Origin of the sequence: Streptomyces roseochromogenus subsp. oscitans DS 12.976 (assembly GCF_000497445.1) — a bacterium.
Taxonomy (GTDB): domain Bacteria; phylum Actinomycetota; class Actinomycetes; order Streptomycetales; family Streptomycetaceae; genus Streptomyces; species Streptomyces oscitans.
This window is the reverse complement of the sequence record NZ_CM002285.1, coordinates 3,683,605-3,697,983: the sequence shown is the minus strand read 5'-3', so window position 1 is coordinate 3,697,983 and position 14,379 is coordinate 3,683,605. Positions and strand designations below refer to the sequence as shown.

At 71.2% G+C, this 14,379-nt stretch carries 15 protein-coding genes; 11 read left to right on the top strand and 4 right to left on the bottom strand.

Annotated elements, in window-relative coordinates:
* From M878_RS99895 to truA, 3 genes are all read left to right on the top strand, one after another.
* The coding region (locus tag M878_RS99895; protein ID WP_037730133.1) for a DNA-directed RNA polymerase subunit alpha C-terminal domain-containing protein at nt 1–219 on the top strand (219 nt) is incomplete at its 5' end.
* Nucleotides 220–336: 117 nt separating this feature from the next.
* Nucleotides 337–831, top strand: a complete 495-nt coding sequence (gene rplQ / locus M878_RS65685) for a 50S ribosomal protein L17 (protein WP_023547367.1) — start codon at nt 337–339, stop codon at nt 829–831.
* A gap of 92 nt (nt 832–923) precedes the next feature.
* Entirely contained in the window at nt 924–1,778 is an 855-nt protein-coding gene (gene truA, locus M878_RS65680; RefSeq protein WP_023547366.1) for a tRNA pseudouridine(38-40) synthase TruA, read from the top strand.
* Nucleotide 1,779: 1 nt separating this feature from the next.
* Here the strand turns inward: truA and M878_RS65675 are convergent, their stop codons facing one another.
* Nucleotides 1,780–2,655, bottom strand: a complete 876-nt coding sequence (locus M878_RS65675) for a hypothetical protein (RefSeq protein WP_023547365.1) — start codon at nt 2,653–2,655, stop codon at nt 1,780–1,782.
* A gap of 298 nt (nt 2,656–2,953) precedes the next feature.
* Here M878_RS65675 and rplM point away from each other — a divergent pair, with 298 nt between their 5' ends.
* The 3 genes from rplM to glmM all read left to right on the top strand — a co-directional run bounded on the left by rplM (nt 2,954) and on the right by glmM (nt 5,465).
* Complete coding sequence (gene rplM, locus M878_RS65670) at nt 2,954–3,397, top strand: 50S ribosomal protein L13 (protein WP_023547364.1); 444 nt, start codon at nt 2,954–2,956, stop codon at nt 3,395–3,397.
* A 42-nt stretch (nt 3,398–3,439) separates the two neighbouring features.
* Nucleotides 3,440–3,955, top strand: a complete 516-nt coding sequence (gene rpsI / locus M878_RS65665) for a 30S ribosomal protein S9 (RefSeq protein WP_023547363.1) — start codon at nt 3,440–3,442, stop codon at nt 3,953–3,955.
* Nucleotides 3,956–4,106: 151 nt separating this feature from the next.
* A complete protein-coding gene (glmM, locus tag M878_RS65660) occupies nt 4,107–5,465 on the top strand; it encodes a phosphoglucosamine mutase (protein ID WP_023547362.1) in 1,359 nt (452 codons plus the stop codon).
* 112 nt (nt 5,466–5,577) lie between these two features.
* On the opposite strand, the gene coaA is transcribed toward glmM, so the two are convergent.
* Nucleotides 5,578–6,546: a type I pantothenate kinase gene (gene coaA, locus M878_RS65655; RefSeq protein WP_023547361.1), complete on the bottom strand. Its 969-nt coding sequence runs from the start codon at nt 6,544–6,546 to the stop codon at nt 5,578–5,580.
* Between the two features lie 66 nt (nt 6,547–6,612).
* A complete protein-coding gene (locus M878_RS65650) occupies nt 6,613–7,134 on the bottom strand; it encodes a hypothetical protein (protein ID WP_023547360.1) in 522 nt (173 codons plus the stop codon).
* A gap of 367 nt (nt 7,135–7,501) precedes the next feature.
* On the opposite strand from M878_RS65650, the gene glmS reads away from it, so the two are divergent.
* Nucleotides 7,502–9,349: a glutamine--fructose-6-phosphate transaminase (isomerizing) gene (gene glmS / locus M878_RS65645; RefSeq protein WP_031225038.1), complete on the top strand. Its 1,848-nt coding sequence runs from the start codon at nt 7,502–7,504 to the stop codon at nt 9,347–9,349.
* A gap of 12 nt (nt 9,350–9,361) precedes the next feature.
* Here glmS and M878_RS65640 read toward each other — a convergent pair whose 3' ends face one another.
* Nucleotides 9,362–10,141, bottom strand: coding sequence for an SDR family NAD(P)-dependent oxidoreductase (locus M878_RS65640; protein WP_023547358.1), 780 nt, complete (start codon nt 10,139–10,141; stop codon nt 9,362–9,364).
* Nucleotides 10,142–10,222: 81 nt separating this feature from the next.
* Here M878_RS65640 and M878_RS65635 point away from each other — a divergent pair, with 81 nt between their 5' ends.
* The 4 genes from M878_RS65635 to alr all read left to right on the top strand — a co-directional run bounded on the left by M878_RS65635 (nt 10,223) and on the right by alr (nt 14,361).
* Nucleotides 10,223–10,594, top strand: coding sequence for a holo-ACP synthase (locus tag M878_RS65635; RefSeq protein WP_023547357.1), 372 nt, complete (start codon nt 10,223–10,225; stop codon nt 10,592–10,594).
* A gap of 46 nt (nt 10,595–10,640) precedes the next feature.
* Complete coding sequence (locus tag M878_RS65630; protein WP_031225037.1) at nt 10,641–12,077, top strand: bifunctional ADP-dependent NAD(P)H-hydrate dehydratase/NAD(P)H-hydrate epimerase; 1,437 nt, start codon at nt 10,641–10,643, stop codon at nt 12,075–12,077.
* Between the two features lie 168 nt (nt 12,078–12,245).
* Nucleotides 12,246–13,145, top strand: a complete 900-nt coding sequence (locus tag M878_RS65625; RefSeq protein WP_023547355.1) for a L,D-transpeptidase family protein — start codon at nt 12,246–12,248, stop codon at nt 13,143–13,145.
* Between the two features lie 46 nt (nt 13,146–13,191).
* Nucleotides 13,192–14,361 carry an alanine racemase gene (alr, locus tag M878_RS65620; protein WP_031225036.1) on the top strand — a complete coding sequence of 390 codons (1,170 nt, stop codon included), beginning with the start codon at nt 13,192–13,194 and terminating at the stop codon, nt 14,359–14,361.
* The last annotated feature ends 18 nt before the right edge of the window (nt 14,362–14,379 follow it).

Below are 14,379 nucleotides of genomic sequence, written 5' to 3'. Positions count from 1 at the left end.
ATCCACTCGGTGGGTGAGCTCGTCGCCCGTTCCGAGGCGGACCTCCTGGACATCCGTAACTTCGGTGCGAAGTCCATCGACGAGGTCAAGGCGAAGCTGGCCGGCATGGGCCTGGCTCTCAAGGACAGCCCGCCCGGATTCGACCCGACCGCCGCCGCGGACGCCTTCGGCGCCGACGACGACGCGGACGCGGGTTTCGTGGAGACCGAGCAGTACTGATCTCCACAGCCTCCGGGGTTCGCGTCAGCGGACCCCGGATCTCCGACAGACAACCGTCTGCTCGGATACTGACCCCGGTACCTGACACGGCCGGGGCAGACACACAGGAGAAGAACAATGCCGAAGCCCACCAAGGGTGCCCGTCTGGGCGGCAGCGCCGCGCACGAGAAGCTGCTCCTCGCGAACCTCGCGAAGGCGCTCTTCGAGCACGGCCGTATCACCACCACCGAGGCGAAGGCCCGCCGCCTGCGCCCGTACGCCGAGCGTCTGATCACCAAGGCGAAGAAGGGCGACCTTCACAACCGCCGTCAGGTGCTCCAGGTCATCACGGACAAGGGCGTCGTCCACACGCTCTTCACCGAGATCGGCCCGCGGTACGAGAACCGTCCGGGTGGCTACACCCGCATCACCAAGATCGGTAACCGCCGTGGCGACAACGCGCCCATGGCCGTCATCGAGCTGGTCGAGGCGCTGACGGTTGCCCAGCAGGCGACCGGTGAGGCCGAGGCCGCCACCAAGCGTGCGGTCAAGGAGGCCGAGGAGGCCAAGGCTGCGGAGACCACCGAGGCTCCGGCCGAGGAGGCCGCTGCCGAGGAGTCGAAGGAAGCCTGAGGCTCTGCCTGACGCGGGAAGCGGGTTCGCCCTCCGGGGCGGGCCCGCTTTCGCGTTTCTTCGCACCGGCTCCGCCCTGAGAGGATTCCTACGTGAGTGACGAAGTACAGCCCGGTTACGTGCGTGTCCGTCTTGACCTTTCCTACGACGGGACCGAGTTCTCCGGATGGGCCAAGCAGGCCGGAGGGCGGCGCACCGTGCAGGGGGAGATCGAGGACGCCCTGCGCACCGTCACGCGGTCCCGGGAGACGTACGAGCTGACCGTCGCCGGGCGGACCGATGCCGGGGTGCACGCGCGTGGGCAGGTGGCGCATGTGGACCTGCCCGAGGGGGTCTGGCGGGAGCACCACGAGAAGTTGCTCAAGCGGCTCGCCGGACGCCTGGACCGGGACGTGCGGGTGTGGGCTCTCCGCGAGGCGCCGAGCGGCTTCAATGCCCGTTTCTCGGCGATCTGGCGCCGGTACGCCTACCGGGTCACCGACAACCCCGGGGGCGTGGACCCGCTGCTTCGCAACCACGTCCTCTGGCACGACTGGCCGCTCGACGTGGACGCCATGAACGAGGCCGCCCGGCAGCTGCTGGGGGAGCACGACTTCGCGGCCTACTGCAAGAAGCGGGAGGGGGCCACCACCATCCGGACGCTGCAGGAGCTGAGCCTCGAAAAGGGCGCCGACGGGATCATCACCGCGACCGTCCGGGCCGACGCCTTCTGCCACAACATGGTGCGCTCGCTGATCGGGGCGCTGCTGTTCGTCGGAGACGGGCACCGCGGCCCGGAGTGGCCCGGGAAGGTGCTGGCCGCGGGGGTGCGGGACTCCGCCGTGCATGTCGTACGGCCGCACGGGCTGACCCTGGAGGAGGTCGGCTACCCCGCCGACGAGCTGCTCGCAGCGCGCAACAAGGAGGCGCGGAACAAGCGCTCGCTTCCGTCGGCGGGGTGCTGCTGAGCTACCGGTTCGCCGCCGCGGACGCCTGGGCCTGGCCGCGGCGGATGATCTGGTTGAAGGTGAACTGCTGCAGGTCGTCGCCGACGCGGAAGACCTTCGTGTCCTTGTTGGTGACGTCCTTGCCGTCGAGGAAGCCGCCGGTCGTGAAGTAGACATAGCGGCCGACGGCGTTCGTGGTGGTCAGGCAGACCGCGGCGTCGCAGAAGTTCTTGACGCCGTTGCCGGGCAGGGAGCGCACCACGGCCTTCTTGGCGGCCTGCGCCTTGACCTTCGCGGCCTGGGCCTGGTCGTCGAAGACGGCGACGCCGACGGTGATCGCGATCCCGCCGCCGTTGGTGTAGGTCGCGCGGATCAGGCGGGTGCAGCGGTTGGCGTCGAGGATCTTCGGCAGGGTGCCGCCCGCGGCGGTGGCGCACTGCGTGGTGTCGGCCGTGGCGCCCTTCTTGTACACCGTGTCACCCATGGTCAGCTGCGTGCCCGGGAACAGGCTGTCCGCGTTGAGCGGGGCGGTGTCCTTCTTGGCGCTGGAGATGAAGTCCTTGGGGTTCAGCGGCGGCGGGGCGCTGGTGGGGGCGAAGGACGGCGTGGCCGAGCCGCTCGGCACGGAGGCGCTGGCGGGCAGGTTGGTGGGGGTGCCGTTCGCGCTGTTGCCGCTGTTCGCCGAGACGACGGCCATGGCGACCGCGGTGCCTATCGCGACCGTCGCGACCGCGCCACCGCCTATGAACAGCAGCTTGCGGCGCTTGTTCCGGGACTCCGAGGCCTCGGCGAGCGCGGCCCAGTCCGGGGTCCCGTCGTCGCCGCTGCTCCAGGGCTGCTGGGAATGCGGTTTCCAGGGATCCCACTGAGACTGGGGTCCCCCCTGCCCGTAACTCATGGGGCGCATCTTAGACGGGGCACGCAGGGTGCCGGGGCGCGTGCGGCGGCATGCCGTGTTTGTCCGCCGGTGTGAGCGGGGAGGGCGCCGTTTTGACCCGTCCGGGGGCGCCCAGGTATTCTGCTTCTTCGTTGTGTATTGGCTTGCTCATTCTCACGGGACGGGCCCTTACACCGGTCCGCCGGGCCGATGACCAGCGACCAGCACGCGGTTTGCGTCACCGCGGTGCGGTCAAGGCTGTCGTGATCGTTTCGGTGACCTGTTCAGGACCATTCACTCGAAGCGAAGGCTACGAACCGTGCGTACGTACAGCCCCAAGCCCGGCGATGTGACGCGCCAGTGGCACGTCATCGACGCTCAGGACATTGTCCTGGGCCGTCTCGCCACCACCGCAGCGACCCTCCTCCGGGGCAAGCACAAGCCGATCTACGCCCCCCACGTCGACGCTGGTGACTTCGTCATCATCATCAACGCGGACAAGGTGCACCTGTCCGGCAACAAGCGGACCCAGAAGATGGCGTACCGCCACTCCGGCTACCCGGGTGGTCTGCGCTCCGTCCGCTACGACGAGCTGCTGGACAAGAACCCCGAGAAGGCCATCGAGAAGGCCGTCAAGGGCATGCTCCCCAAGAACACCCTGGGCCGTCAGATGCTCTCCAAGCTGAAGGTCTACCGCGGCGAGAACCACCCCCACGCTGCCCAGCAGCCGGTTCCGTTCGAGATCACCCAGGTCGCGCAGTAAGTCCGGCCACCCCCTAAGACTGAAGAGAATCTGAGGAGAATCGTGGCCGAGACCACTGCCGAGCAGCCGATCGAAGAGATCGAAGACATCGAGAGCTACACCACCGAGTCCGAGGTTCCGGTGGAGGGTGAGTACACCTCCGAGTCCCTCGCCTCGCGCTTCGGTGAGCCCCAGCCCGCCGCCGGCCTGGGCCGCCGCAAGAACGCCATCGCCCGTGTCCGGATCGTCCCGGGCACCGGCAAGTGGAAGATCAACGGTCGCACCCTTGAGGACTACTTCCCGAACAAGGTGCACCAGCAGGAAGTCAACGAGCCCTTCAAGGTGCTTGAGCTCGAGGGTCGTTACGACGTCATCGCCCGCATCGCCGGTGGCGGTGTCTCCGGCCAGGCCGGTGCGCTCCGTCTCGGTGTCGCCCGCGCGCTGAACGAGGCCGACGTCGACAACAACCGTGGCCCGCTGAAGAAGGCCGGCTTCCTGCGCCGCGACGACCGCGCGGTCGAGCGGAAGAAGGCCGGTCTGAAGAAGGCCCGCAAGGCCCCGCAGTACAGCAAGCGCTAAACAGCAGCTGCCTGCTCGTACTCCGAACGCCCCGGCGGCACGCCACGTGTGCCGTCGGGGCGCTCGTTTATCCCAGCCCAGGGCGTATAACGACACAAGACGCTCAGACGCTCAAAGGCTTGTGTGAGCGGATGTTTCCTCAGGAGGACAAGTGGGACGACTCTTCGGTACGGACGGCGTGCGCGGTATCGCCAACGCGGACCTGACGGCCGAGATGGCGCTCGGCCTGTCCGTTGCGGCGGCCCACGTGCTCGCCGAGGCGGGCACCTTCGCGGGCCACCGGCCGAAGGCGGTGGTCGGACGGGACCCGCGGGCGTCCGGGGAGTTCCTGGAGGCGGCCGTGGTCGCCGGCCTCGCGAGTGCCGGCGTGGACGTCCTGACCGTCGGTGTGCTGCCGACCCCCGCCGTGGCCTTCCTGACCGGCGCGCTCGGCGCCGACCTGGGCGTGATGCTCTCCGCCAGCCACAACGCCATGCCGGACAACGGCATCAAGTTCTTCGCCCGCGGCGGCCACAAGCTCGCCGACGAGCTGGAGGACAAGATCGAGGCGGTGTACGAGTCCCACCGGCACGGCGAGCCGTGGGAGCGGCCGACGGGCGCCGGTGTGGGGCGCGTACGGTCGTACGACGAGGGCTTCGAACAGTACGTCGGCCACCTGCTGTCCGTCCTGCCCAACCGGCTGGACGGACTGAAGATCGTCCTGGACGAAGCGCACGGCGCGGCCTCGGGGGTCTCGCCGGAGGCGTTCTCCCGGGCGGGCGCCGAGGTCGTCACGATCGGCGCGGCGCCGGACGGGCTCAACATCAACGACGGGTGCGGCTCGACCCACCTCGGCCGGCTGAAAGCCGCGGTCGTCGAGCACCGCGCGGACTTCGGTATCGCGCACGACGGCGACGCCGACCGCTGTCTGGCCGTGGACCACGCCGGCGAGGAGATCGACGGCGACCAGATCCTCTCGGTGCTGGCGCTGGCCATGCGGGAGCGGTCCGCGCTGCGGGCGGACACGGTGGTGGCCACCGTGATGTCCAACCTCGGGTTCAAGCTGGCGATGGAGCGGGCCGGGATCCGGCTGGTGCAGACGGCCGTCGGGGACCGGTATGTGCTCGAGGAGATGAAGGAGCACGGGTTCGCCCTGGGCGGTGAGCAGTCCGGGCACGTGATCATTCTCGATCACGCGACGACCGGTGACGGCACGCTGACCGGGCTGCTGCTCGCCGCTCGGGTCGCGGAGACCGGACGTTCGCTGCGGGAGCTCGCCTCGGTGATGGAGCGGCTGCCGCAGGTGCTGATCAATGTGCCGGATGTGGACAAGTCGCGTGTGCGTACGTCTGCCGACGTGGCTGCCGCTGTTGCTGAGGCTGAGCGTGAACTGGGGGAGACCGGGCGGGTGTTGCTCCGTCCCTCGGGTACCGAGCCGTTGGTGCGCGTGATGGTCGAGGCCGCGGATATCGAGCAGGCTCGGTCGGTGGCCGGGCGGCTGGCCGATGCCGTGAAGTCGGCGTTGGGCTGAGATCCGGGTTCGGGTTGCCGGGGCTGTGCGTCGCGGGGCGCTGGTTCGTCGTGGCCTGTCACGCCCACGCGGCGGGGCCGCATATCGGACACAGCCCCGCGCCCCTGGGTAGTTACAGCTTGCGTAGCCTCAGGCGCTGGACCTTGTGGTCCTGGCCCTTGCGGACGATGAGGGTGGCTCGGCCTCGGGTGGGCGCGATGTTCTCGGTCAGGTTGGGCTTGTTGATGGTGCGCCAGAGGGTCCGGGCGTAGTCGAGGGCCTCCTCCTCGGAGACCTGGGTGTACTTGCGGAAGTACGAGTCCGGGTTCTGGAAGGCGGTCTGGCGCAGCTTCTTGAAGCGGTTGAGGTACCAGCGTTCGATGTCCTCGGCGCTCGCGTCGACGTACACGCTGAAGTCGAAGTAGTCGGCGAGGCCGACCCGGGTGCGGCCGTCCTTGCCGGGCAGGGCGGGCTGCAGGACGTTGAGGCCCTCGACGATCAGGATGTCGGGGCGGCGGACCGTGAGCTTCCTGTCCGGCACGATGTCGTAGATGAGGTGGGAGTAGACGGGGGCCGTGACCTCGTCCTTCCCCGCCTTGATGTCGGCGACGAAACGGGTGAGGGCCCGGCGGTCGTAGGACTCGGGGAATCCTTTCCGCGACATCAGGCCGCGGGCCTCCAACTCCTTGGTGGGCAGGAGGAATCCGTCCGTCGTGACCAGTTCCACGCGCGGGTGTTCCGGCCAGCGGGAGAGCAGGGCCTGCAGGAGACGGGCGACCGTGGACTTTCCGACGGCCACCGAGCCGGCGACGCCTATGACGAACGGGGTGCCGGACTGGGAGCCCTGCTCGCCGAGGAAGGTGTTCAGGGCGCCTCTGAGGCCGTTCGTGGCGCCCACGTAGAGGTTGAGGAGCCGGGAGAGCGGGAGGTAGATGTCCCGCACCTCGTCCAGGTCGATCACATCGCCCAGACCGCGCAGCTTCTCCACCTCCTCGGCGGTGAGCGGCAGCGGCGTCTTGTCGCGCAGCGCGCTCCACTCGGCGCGGGTGAGGTCGACGTAGGGAGTCGCCTCCGGCCTGTGCCGGTGAGCGCTCCGGGGCATCGAGGAGACCGATGAGATCACATTCCATTGTTAACGGAGTTTGAACTCCGTGGTGGGTGGGGTCCGTCACGCGGCTGCGGTCACCTGGGCGTCGACCCAGGCGCACAGGGCGTCCGATGCCGCTTCGCCGCGCTCGTGGCCGCCGGTGATCAGCAGGTCGGCCTGGAGGCTGGAGAAGGCGGTGTTGAGGAGGGTGGCGCAGGTCAGGGCGGCTGCGCCGGACAGGCCGCGGTGGACCAGGCGGGGGGCGACGGACTCGGCGCGGCCGCGCACGAGGCCGGGGTGCGGGAGGGTGAGCCGGCCGGCCGCCGCGAGGCCCTCGGTCTCCCGGATGAGCCGGGTCATGTCGAGTTCGCCGGGGCTGAGGTCGCGGTGCCAGGCGGAGCGGACGACCTCGCTGACCGGGACCGCGCGGTCGGCCGGCCGGTGGTGGCGCGCGGCGCCGCGTGCTGCCGCTCGTCCAGCGCTCCGCCCCAGCCCCTCGGCCGGCGTGCGCAGCGGGAAGGAGCCGATGCCGGTGCGGGCGAGCTGCTCGATCACGGCGTCGGTCGCCTCGCGGCGGCGTTCGGGGCCGGCGGGCCTCGGCATGGGCGGGTGGGGTGACCGCCATCCTCTCCTCCTCTTCCTCGTCGTCGTTCTCCTCCTTCCGGTGTCCCTTCAGCTCTACGCGCTGACGGTCGCCGCCTTCGCCGTACAGACCGACGGCTTAGTGATCGTCGGTGTGCTCCGGTCGATCGCGGACGGCGCTGCTCGCGGCGCTCACCGTGTTCTGCGCTCGGTGTCCCGGCCGGTACGTGGATCGGGGCGGCCCTCGGCCGGCGGCGGACGGGGCCGCGGAGCACTGCACCTTCGGCGACCGTACGGCCGTGTTCGCCGTTCGTATGGCTGTGGGAATTTCCGAATCCGGGCAGGCGGAAGCGTTTTCTGGCGCCGAGCGGGTCGTAGGCTGCGGCTCATGTGCGGAATCGTGGGATACGTAGGGTCGCAGTCGGCGCTCGATGTCGTGATGGCAGGGCTGAAGCGGCTGGAGTACCGGGGATATGACTCGGCGGGCGTCGCCGTCCTCGCCGACGGCGGACTGGCCTCGGCCAAGAAGGCCGGGAAACTCGTCAACCTGGAGAAGGAACTGGTCGAACGGCCGCTGCCGACGGGCGCGACCGGCATCGGCCACACGCGCTGGGCCACGCACGGCGGCCCCACCGACGGCAACGCCCACCCGCATCTCGACAACGCGGGCCGGGTTGCCGTCGTCCACAACGGCATCATCGAGAACTTCGCGGTGCTGCGGACCGAACTGGCCGAGCGGGGCCATGAGTTGACCTCCGAGACCGACACCGAGGTCGTCGCCCATCTGCTCGGCGAGGAGTTCTCGGCCACCGCCGACCTGGCGGAGGCCATGCGGCTGGTGTGCCGGCGGCTGGAGGGCGCGTTCACGCTGGTCGCGGTGCACGCCGACGAACCGGATGTGGTCGTGGGTGCGCGCCGCAACTCGCCGCTCGTGGTCGGTGTCGGCGAGGGCGAGGCGTTCCTGGCGTCCGACGTCGCCGCGTTCATCGCCCACACCCGCTCGGCGATCGAACTGGGCCAGGACCAGGTCGTGGAGCTGCGCAGGGACGGCGTCACGGTGACCGGCTTCGACGGCCGCCCGGCCGAGGTGCACAGCTACCACGTGGACTGGGACGCCTCCGCCGCCGAGAAGGGCGGCTACGACTACTTCATGCTCAAGGAGATCGCCGAGCAGCCCAAGGCGGTAGCCGACACACTGCTGGGCCGGATCGACCCGTCCGGCTCGCTCACCCTGGACGAGGTCCGCATCTCCCCGTCCGAGCTGCGCGAGATCGACAAGGTCGTCATCGTCGCCTGCGGTACGGCCTTCCACGCCGGCCTGATCGCCAAGTACGCCATCGAGCACTGGACGCGCATCCCGTGCGAGGTGGAGCTGGCCAGCGAGTTCCGCTACCGGGACCCGATCCTGGACGGCCGCTCCCTGGTGATCGCCATCTCCCAGTCCGGCGAGACCATGGACACCCTGATGGCGCTGCGGCACGCCCGTGAGCAGGGCTCCAAGGTGCTGGCCATCTGCAACACCAACGGCTCGACGATCCCGCGCGAGTCGGACGCGGTGCTGTACACCCACGCGGGCCCGGAGGTCGCCGTGGCTTCCACCAAGGCGTTCCTGACCCAGCTGGTGGCCTGCTATCTGGTGGCCTTGTACCTGGGTCAGGTGCGCGGCACCAAGTGGGGCGACGAGATCCAGGCCGTCATCAAGGACCTCTCCCGGATCTCGGAGGAGGTCGATCGGGTCCTGGAGACGATGGAGCCGGTACGGGCTCTCGCGCGGACCCTGGCCTTGAAGAACACGGTGCTGTTCCTCGGCCGGCACGTGGGCTACCCGGTCGCCCTCGAAGGCGCCCTGAAGCTCAAGGAACTCGCCTATATGCACGCCGAGGGCTTCGCGGCGGGCGAGCTGAAGCACGGCCCGATCGCGCTGATCGAGGAGGACGTGCCGGTGGTGATCGTCGTACCGTCCCCGCGCGGCCGCTCGGTCCTGCACGACAAGATCGTCTCCAACATCCAGGAGATCAGGGCCCGCGGGGCGCGCACCATCGTGATCGCGGAGGAGGGCGACGAGGCGGTCGCCCCCTACGCCGACCACCTGATCCGCATCCCGGCCACCCCGACCCTGCTGCAGCCGCTGGTGGCGACCGTCCCGCTGCAGGTCTTCGCCTGCGAGCTGGCCACCGCCCGCGGCAACGACGTGGACCAGCCCCGCAACCTGGCGAAGTCGGTGACGGTCGAGTAGGCCGCACCCGGCTCAGTGCACGGAGAAGCCGCCGTCGACGAAGATCGACTGGCCGGTGACATAGGCGGAGGCGCGGCCGGCGAGAAAGACGGCCGCGCCCTCGAAGTCCTCGGCGAGGCCGTTGCGGCCGGTCAACGTGCGCGCGGCCAGCGCCGCCACCTTCTGGGGGTCACTGGACAGCCGCTGGTTGAGCGGGGTCATCACGAAGCCCGGCACCAGGGTGTTGACGGTGACGCCGTACGGCGACCAGGCCTCGGCCTGCGAACGGGCCAGCGCCTCCAGCGCGCCCTTGGAGACGCCGTAGGCCCCGCTCTGCACGAACGCGCGGTGGGCCTGCTGGGAGGTGATGTGGATGATCCGGCCGAAGCCGCGCTCCGCCATGCCGGGCCCGAACCGCTGCCCCAGCAGGAAGGGGGCTTCCAGGTTCACGGCCATGGTGGTGTCCCACACGTCCTCGCCCAGCTCGCCCAGCGGCGGCCGCAGGTTGATCCCCGCGGAGTTGACGAGGATGTCGGGCTCGCCGAAGACACCGGCCGCCTCCTCGGCCGCCGCGCGCACGCCGTCACGCGTGCCGAGATCGCCCGCGACCCACGCGGCCGTGCAACCGGCGCCGGTCAACTCGCCGACGGTTTGCTCCAGTTGTTCCTTGCCGCGGGCCACGACCACCACCCTCGCGCCGGCCCGCGCGAGCGCTCCGGCGATGGCCCGGCCGATGCCGGAGCTGCCTCCGGTCACCACGGCGACACGGCCGTCCAGCGAGAACAGGTCGGAGAGGTAGGCCTGGGACGTCATGGACGGAGCGTAGACGGCACGTGCCGGGTCCGGCAGCGGGATTTCGGCAGGCGGACGGGAAGCGACCGTAGGCTGCCCGGCATGAGCATCATCGGAGTGGGGATCGACGTCGCCGAGATCGACCGGTTTCGCGCGTCGTTGGAGCGGACGCCCGGCATGGCCGAGCGGCTGTTCGTGGAGCGGGAGCTGTTGCTGCCCAGCGGGGAGCGGCGCGGGATCGCCTCGCTCGCGGCCCGGTTCGCGGCCAAGGAGGCGCTGGCGAAGGCCTTGGGCGCACCGCCCGGCCTGCACTGGACCGACGCCGAGGTGCTCGTCGAGGACAGCGGACAGCCGCGCCTGCGGGTGACGGGCACCGTGGCCGCCCGGGCTGCCGAACTGGGCGTACGGTCCTGGCACGTCTCACTCAGCCATGACGCGGGGATCGCCTCGGCCGTGGTGGTGGCCGAGGGCTGAGCGCTCGGGGTGTGGGCGGTGGGGGGTACGGGGCAGACTCGGTGCCATGCGTAGTGCGTACAGCGTGGAGACGGTGCGGGCGGCCGAACGGGCCCTGATGGCACGGCTGCCGGAGGGCGCGCTGATGCAACGGGCCGCGGCGGGGCTGGCCGCCGCCTGCGCCGAGTTGCTCGGCCGGGTGTACGGCAGCCGGGTGGTGCTGCTCGTCGGCAGCGGCGACAACGGCGGTGACGCGCTGTACGCGGGGGCGCGGCTGGCGCGTCGGGGGGCCGGGGTCACGGCCGTACTGCTCGCGCCGGAGCGGGCGCACGCCGGAGGGCTGGGCGCGCTGCGCCGGGCGGGCGGCACGGTCGGCCCTGCCCCGGCCGATTCCGCCGAGGGGCTCATCGAGTCGGCTGATCTCGTCGTGGACGGGATCGTCGGGATCGGTGGCAAGGGCGGGCTGCGACCCGAGGCCGAGGCCTTGGCCGGGGTCGTGGCACGGTCCCGTGCCGCCGTGGTCGCCGTGGACCTGCCCAGCGGGATCGAGGCCGACACCGGTCAGGTGCGGGGCGCCGCGATCCGGGCCGACCTCACCGTCACCTTCGGCACCTACAAGCCCGGACTGCTGATCGACCCGGCGCGGGAGTACGCCGGGGTCGTCCGGCTCGTCGGCATCGGTCTGGAACTGCCCGCCGAGGGTGAGCTGCAGGCCCTCCAACACGCCGACGTGGCACGGCTGTTGCCCGTGCCGGCCGCGGAGAGCGACAAGTACCGGCGCGGAGTCGTGGGCATCGCCGCCGGATCCGCGCGCTATCCGGGCGCCGCCGTGCTCGCCGTCTCCGGGGCGCTGCGCGGCGGGGCCGGGGCCGTACGGTACGTCGGGCCCGCCGCGGAGGCGGTCATCGCCCGCTTCCCGGAGACCCTCGTGTCCGATCGGGGACCGGCGAAGGCGGGGCGCGTACAGGCCTGGGTGGCCGGACCGGGCGCCGGGGACGACGCGGTGACCGTGGCCGAGGTGCTGGACACGGACGTGCCGGTGCTCCTCGACGCGGACGGGCTGCGGCTCGCCGAGCGGGACGCGGTGCGCGGGCGTACGGCACCGACGCTGATGACCCCTCATGCCGGGGAGGCGGCCGCGCTGCTGGGAGTGCGGCGGGAGGAGGTCGAACAGGCCCGGCTGGCCGCGGTGCGGGAGCTGGCGGCGGTGTACCGGGCGACGGTGCTGCTGAAGGGGTCCACGACGCTGGTCGCCGACGCGGGGGGCGGGGCCGTGCGGGTCAACGCCACGGGGACCCCTTGGCTGGCTACGGCGGGGAGCGGGGACGTGTTGTCGGGGCTCGCGGGGTCCTTGCTGGCGGCGGGGCTGCCGGCGCGGGACGCGGGGAGCGTGGCGGCGTATCTGCACGGGCTGGCCGGGCGGTTCGCGGCGGACGGGGCGCCGGTGGGGGCGCATGACGTGGCCGCGCGGATCCCTCAGGCGTGGAGGGACGTGCACGACTGAGCCGACGGCACTGCAGTTCCCCAAGGGGCGCGGGGCTGTGCCGATATGCGGCTCCGCCGCGCGGGCACGACCAGCCACGACGGCGCCGCAGGCGAACGACTGCACCCCTCGGGTGACTGTCCCGCGCGGCACCACTGATCCGGCGGAGCCGCACGTTTGGCTGATTGCATGATCAGCAGACGAATCGCGTCCCGGGCCGCCGCGGTGCTGCTCGCCGCTGTGACAGCCCTGCCCTCGACCGCAAACGCAGCGGCCGGCGCTCCCGCGCCGCCCGCCCCCGCCCCCGCCCCCGAACTCGACCTGGTCCCCGGTGTCGCTCCCGGGCCCGGTCAGCCCTGGCAGATCGACACGCCCGATGAGGCGTTGCCGCCGACGGTGTACACGCCGACCGAGGCGGAGGACGCCGTGGAGCCGAAGGAAGCGGCGCCGGGGGCGTACGACCTCATCGAGTACGTGCCGCTCGACGACGCCGTCTCCAAGGTGAGCTGCAGCAAGAAGACCGGGCCCTATCAGCGGCAGGTGGAGCGCTGGCTGAAGCTGAAGGCCGACGGAAAGCAGTCGGCCGCCGACTGCGAGGCGATCCGTGCCTTCCAGACCAAGCACAAGATCAAGCCCGCCAGCGGGTTCGCCGGGCCCATCACCTGGTCGACGATGATGCTCATCGGGGCGAAGAAGGACCCGAACGCCGCCAAGAAGTGTCCCGTCCGGTCGTACAAGGTCGCCTGTGTCGATCTGGACCGCCAGCTCACCTGGGTCCAGGAGGACTCCAAGGTGGTGTTCGGGCCGGTGCCCATGCGGAGCGGGCGCACGGGGCATCTCACCCGCAAGGGCTGGCACACCGTCTACTGGCGGCACAAGAACCACGTGTCGACCCTGTACGACGAGCCCATGCCGTACGCCCAGTTCTTCGACGGCGGCGAGGCATTCCACGCCGTCTACGGCAGCATCTACACCACGGTCGGCTCCTACGGCTGCGTCAACATGAAGCTCAAGGACGCGCGCAAGCTGTGGGACGTGCTGAAGAAGGGCGACCACGTCTACGTGTGGGGGAAGCGGCCGGGTAGCTGAGACTGCGACCGGGGCCCGCGGGGCCCTCTGAGAGACTGGGGGCGCGATGAGTGAGACTGCGACTGTGCCGACCGCCCCCCTGCGCGCCCGCGCCGAGATCGATCTGGGCGCCCTGCGGGCCAATGTGCGCGCCCTGCGCGCCCGTACGCCCGGCGCGGCCCTGATGGCCGTGGTCAAGTCCGACGGCTACGGCCATGGGGCCGTGCCGTGCGCCCGCGCGGCCCTCGCCGCGGGCGCGACCTGGCTCGGCACCGCCACCCCCGAGGAAGCCCTGGCACTGCGCGCGGCCGGGCTGCCGGGCCGGATCCTGTGCTGGCTGTGGGTGCCGGGCGGCCCCTGGCGGCAGGCGATCGAGGCCGGCCTCGACATGTCCCTGAGCGGGATGTGGGCCCTGCGGGAGGCCGTCGCTGCGGCCCGCGAGGCCGGCCGCGTCGCGCGGGTGCAGCTCAAGGCGGACACCGGGCTCGGCCGCAACGGCTGCCAGCCCGGCCCCGACTGGGCGGAACTGGTCGCCGCGGCCCTGCGCGCCGAGGCCGAGGGGCTGGTCCGGATCACCGGGCTGTGGTCGCACTTCGCCTGCGCCGACGAGCCCGGGCATCCCTCCATCGCCGCCCAGCTGGAGCGTTTCCGGGAGATGCTGGCGTACGCCGAGGAGCAGGGCGTGCGGCCCGAGGTGCGGCACATCGCCAACTCGCCCGCCGCACTCACCCTCCCCGAGACCCACTTCGACCTCGTCCGCACCGGCATCGCCATGTACGGCATCTCGCCCAGCCCCGAGCTGGGCACGCCGGCCGACTTCGGGCTGCGCCCGGTGATGACGCTCCGCGCCTCGCTGGCCCTGGTCAAGCGCGCCCCGCGCGGCCACGGCGTCAGCTACGGCCACCACTACGTCACACCCGGCGAGACCACCCTCGGTCTCGTCCCGGTCGGCTACGCGGACGGCATCCCGCGGCACGCCTCCGGCACCGGCCCGGTGCTGGTCGACGGCAAGTGGCGGACGGTCGCCGGGCGGGTCGCGATGGACCAGTTCGTGGTGGACCTCGGCGGGGACGAGCCCGCGGTGGGAAGCGAGGCCGTGCTGTTCGGGCCCGGCGACCGCGGTGAGCCCACCGCCGAGGACTGGGCGCAGGCCTGCGGCACGATCGCGTACGAAATCGTCACACGCATCGGGACCCGGGTTCCTCGCGTCTATGTGAACGGGAAAGAACTCGGGTAAGCCGTTCGAGAGCGACCC

Excerpts from the sequence above, each read along its gene's own strand:
- rplQ (WP_023547367.1), top strand. The coding sequence starts at position 337 with ATGCCGAAGCCCACCAAGGGTGCCCGTCTGGGCGGCAGCGCCGCGCAC.
- M878_RS65675 (WP_023547365.1), bottom strand. The coding sequence starts at position 2,655 with ATGAGTTACGGGCAGGGGGGACCCCAGTCTCAGTGGGATCCCTGGAAA.
- coaA (WP_023547361.1), bottom strand. The coding sequence starts at position 6,546 with ATGCCCCGGAGCGCTCACCGGCACAGGCCGGAGGCGACTCCCTACGTC.
- M878_RS65650 (WP_023547360.1), bottom strand. The coding sequence starts at position 7,134 with ATGCCGAGGCCCGCCGGCCCCGAACGCCGCCGCGAGGCGACCGACGCC.
- glmS (WP_031225038.1), top strand. The coding sequence starts at position 7,502 with ATGTGCGGAATCGTGGGATACGTAGGGTCGCAGTCGGCGCTCGATGTC.
- M878_RS65640 (WP_023547358.1), bottom strand. The coding sequence starts at position 10,141 with ATGACGTCCCAGGCCTACCTCTCCGACCTGTTCTCGCTGGACGGCCGT.
- M878_RS65635 (WP_023547357.1), top strand. The coding sequence starts at position 10,223 with ATGAGCATCATCGGAGTGGGGATCGACGTCGCCGAGATCGACCGGTTT.
- M878_RS65630 (WP_031225037.1), top strand. The coding sequence starts at position 10,641 with ATGCGTAGTGCGTACAGCGTGGAGACGGTGCGGGCGGCCGAACGGGCC.
- M878_RS65625 (WP_023547355.1), top strand. The coding sequence starts at position 12,246 with ATGATCAGCAGACGAATCGCGTCCCGGGCCGCCGCGGTGCTGCTCGCC.
- alr (WP_031225036.1), top strand. The coding sequence starts at position 13,192 with ATGAGTGAGACTGCGACTGTGCCGACCGCCCCCCTGCGCGCCCGCGCC.